The organism is Methylobacterium sp. B1, from assembly GCF_000333255.1.
GTDB lineage: Bacteria > Pseudomonadota > Alphaproteobacteria > Rhizobiales > Beijerinckiaceae > Methylobacterium > Methylobacterium fujisawaense.
In genome coordinates, this window is record NZ_BACT01000079.1 from 1 (window position 1) to 3490 (window position 3490).

The 3490-nt window shown below is 69.8% G+C and carries 2 protein-coding genes and 1 pseudogene; 1 reads left to right on the plus strand and 2 read right to left on the minus strand.

Annotated elements, in window-relative coordinates; genetic code table 11:
* A pseudogene (locus I53_RS02095) lies at positions 1 to 490 on the minus strand (hypothetical protein); the annotation flags it as partial.
* Positions 491 to 789: 299 nt separating this feature from the next.
* On the opposite strand from I53_RS02095, the gene I53_RS02100 reads away from it, so the two are divergent.
* On the plus strand, positions 790 to 2577 hold the full coding sequence (locus I53_RS02100) for an acyl-CoA dehydrogenase C-terminal domain-containing protein (RefSeq protein WP_043346128.1): 1788 nt from the start codon (positions 790 to 792) through the stop codon (positions 2575 to 2577).
* A 171-nt stretch (positions 2578 to 2748) separates the two neighbouring features.
* Here the strand turns inward: I53_RS02100 and I53_RS02105 are convergent.
* The coding region (locus tag I53_RS02105; RefSeq protein WP_043346130.1) for a PLP-dependent transferase at positions 2749 to 3490 on the minus strand (742 nt) is incomplete at its 5' end.

The window sequence follows — 3490 nt, forward strand, 5'->3', positions numbered from 1 at the left end:
TGGCGACCTGCTCGCCGAGCTGGGACATGCGCCGCTCGATATCGCCGAGCCGTTCCGTCACCTGCTGGACGGGGGCCGCCTTGAGGGCCCGCTCGATGCGGGCTTCGATCTCCGCGAGGCGCCGCGCCTCTGCTTCCTGGGCGGCACGCCGCTCATGGTCGAGGGCCCGGTCGAGCCCGTCCAGGCGATCCATCAAGGCGGCGATGCCCTGGCCGTAGGCGTCGGCGCGGGGCTCCGGGTTCTCGCCTTCCGGAGCGGCCGGGGCGGATCGATCCGGCGCCGCATCGGGCCGGACGGCACCGGAACCGACCTGCTCGGCGCGGTGGCGGCGCCGGTGCCGCCGGTTTCCCGGAGCGGCCGATTGCTGCTGCGGCACCACCGAGGCGATCCAGGTCTCGAGCGGCACGCCCGCCCGCGCCGCCACGTCGCGCGCCGCGTCGAGCACCTCGGGATCGAAACTGTCGAGCTGCGGCATCGCGTTGCGGGTCATCGGTGGCCTGTCGTCGGCAGCGGTCGGCGTCCGTTTCCTCTGCGCAGGGCGGACCGGAATTCGGTATCCACGAACACACGCGTCGGATCGTTCGAGGCGACCATTAACTTTCTTGGTAAACACGAGGTTAAGGTTCACCGGGCCCCGGTAATCGTCGCGAGCGACCGGCGGCGTGGGACGGGTGCGCCGGTCCGGCGGCGACGGGGTCGAGCCGTTGCTCCGGAGGCGGCGGGGCGGTTACATGCGGCCAAGGCAGCGGGCCGTGTCGAGGGGCCTGCACCAGACGGGGGAAGCCAGAGATGCCGCAGTATCGCGCTCCGGTTGAGGACACGCTGTTCCTGCTCACCGATGTGCTCGGCTTTCATGCCCGGGACAACCTTGCGGGCTTCGCCGATGCCTCACCGGATGTGATCGAGGCCGTCCTGCGCGAGGGCGCGAAGCTCGCCGAGGAGGTCCTGGCCCCGATCAACCGGACAGGCGATCTGGAGGGCTGTCGCCGGGACGCCGACGGCACGGTACGCACGCCGACGGGCTTCAAGGCCGCTTACGACACCTACGCGAGCGGCGGCTGGATGGGACTTTCGGTGCCCGAAGCCTATGGCGGCCAGGGCCTGCCGCACACGCTGAACACCGCGATCCAGGAATTCGCCTCGGGCGCGAACCTCGCCTTCGGCATGTATCCCGGTCTGACGCAGGGCGCGATGGCGGCGCTGCTGGTCCACGGCACGGAGGAGCAGAAGGCGCTGTACCTGCCGAGGATGGTCGAAGGGGCCTGGACCGGCACCATGAACCTGACCGAGCCGCATTGCGGCACGGATCTCGGGCTGCTCAAGACCAAGGCCGTGCCGAACGGCGACGGCGCCTACAGCATCACCGGCACCAAGATCTTCATCTCGGCCGGCGAGCACGACCTCGCCGAGAACATCGTCCACCTCGTCCTCGCCCGGATCGAGGGGGCCCCCGCCGGCACCAAGGGCATCTCGCTCTTCGTGGTGCCGAAGGTTCTGGTGAACGCCGACGGCTCCCTCGGCGCGCGCAACGGCGTGTCCTGCGGCTCCCTCGAGCACAAGATGGGCATCCACGGCAACGCCACCTGCGTGATGAACTACGACGGCGCGACCGGCTGGCTCGTGGGCCAGGAGAACCGCGGCCTCAACGCCATGTTCGTGATGATGAACGAGGCGCGGCTCGCCGTGGGCGTCCAGGGGCTCGGGCAGTCCGAGGTCGCCTACCAGAACGCCGCCGCCTACGCGAAGGATCGCCTCCAGGGCCGGGCGCTGACCGGCGCGAAGGCGCCCGACAAAGCCGCCGACCCGATCATCGTCCATCCGGACGTGCGCCGCACGCTGATGCAGATCCGCGCGTTCAATGAAGCGGCCCGCGCCCTCATGCTCTGGACGGCGCTCCAGGCCGACATCCTGCACCGTTCCGAGGATGCCCGGGAGCGGCAGGCGGCCGACGATTATCTCGGCCTCATGACGCCGGTGGTGAAGGGCGTGTTCACCGATCGCGGCTTCGCCAATGCGGTCGAAGCGCAGCAGCTGCTCGGCGGCCACGGCTACATCGAGGAATGGGGCATGTCGCAGTTCGTGCGCGATGCCCGCATCGCCATGATCTACGAGGGCGCCAACGGCATCCAGGCGATGGACCTGATCGGCCGCAAGCTGCCGAAGGATGGCGGCCGGGCGATGATGACCTTCCTGGGCGAGGTCCAGACCTTCCTGAAGGACCAAGGCGAGGATCCCGCGATGGCGCCGTTCACCCAGCCGCTCCAGGCCGGGCTGAACGATCTCCAGGGCGCGGTGATGTGGCTGATGCAGAACGCCTTCGCCAAGCCCGACAATGCCGGGGCCGGCGCAACCGACTTCATGCACCTCTTCGGCCTCGTGGCCCTGGGCTACATGTGGGCGCGGATCGCCAAGGCCGCCCAGGCCAAGCATGCCGAGGCGCCCTCCCCGCGCTGGGAGTCGAAGCTGACGAGCGGCCGGTTCTACATGGAGCGGATGCTGCCGGAGACTGCCCTGCGCCTGGCCCGCATCAAGGCCGGTGCGGACAGCACGATGGCGCTGGCGGCGGACGCGTTCTGAGCGTCCCACGGGCCGTCGCGCCAGAGCGCGGCGGCCGGCAACGTGGCGTCCCCGCCTTTGCGAGCGTCGCGAAGCAAACCAGCCGTGCGACGCTGACCCAGTGCCCGCTGCCCTCGGTCGCCGCGCCGCGCGCGCGACGACGGCGGAGCCGGCTCGTGGCGCGGGACCGTGTCAGCCCTCGAGCGCGGCGTCGAGATCGTCGATCAGGTCCGCCGGATCTTCCAAGCCGATCGACAGGCGCACCACTTCCGGCCCCGCCCCGGCGGCGGTCTTCTGCGCGTCGGTGAGCTGGCGGTGCGTGGTCGAGGCCGGATGGATGATCAGCGACCGGGTGTCGCCGATATTGGCGAGGTGCGAGAACAGCTGGAGGTTCGAGACCAGCTTCACGCCCGCCTCGTAGCCGCCCTTCAGACCGAAGGTGAACACGGCACCGGCGCCCTTCGGCGTGTAGCGCTTGGCCAGCGCATGGTAACGATCGGTCTCCAGCCCCGGGTAGCTCACCCAGGACACGGCCTCGTGCTTGGACAAATGGGTGGCCACCGTCAGCGCGTTGTCGGAATGGCGCTGCATGCGCAGCGGCAGGGTCTCGATGCCGTTGAGGATCAGGAAGGCGTTGAACGGCGAGAGCGCCGGACCGAGGTCGCGCAGGCCCAGCACCCGGCAGGCGATGGCGAAGCCGAAATTGCCGAAGGTCTCGGCCAGCACCATGCCGGAATATTCCGGCCGCGGCTGGCTCATCATCGGGTAGCGCGCGTCGCCCGCCCATTGGAACGAGCCGCCGTCGACGATCAGGCCGCCGATCGAATTGCCGTGGCCGCCGAGGAACTTCGTCGCCGAATGGACGACGATGTCGGCGCCGTGCTCGAAGGGCCGGATCAGGTACGGCGTCGCCATGGTGTGTCGACGACGAGCG

What these genes read in the sequence shown, in the direction of transcription:
- I53_RS02100 (WP_043346128.1), top strand. Translation starts at nt 790, where the DNA reads ATGCCGCAGTATCGCGCTCCGGTTGAGGACACGCTGTTCCTGCTCACC.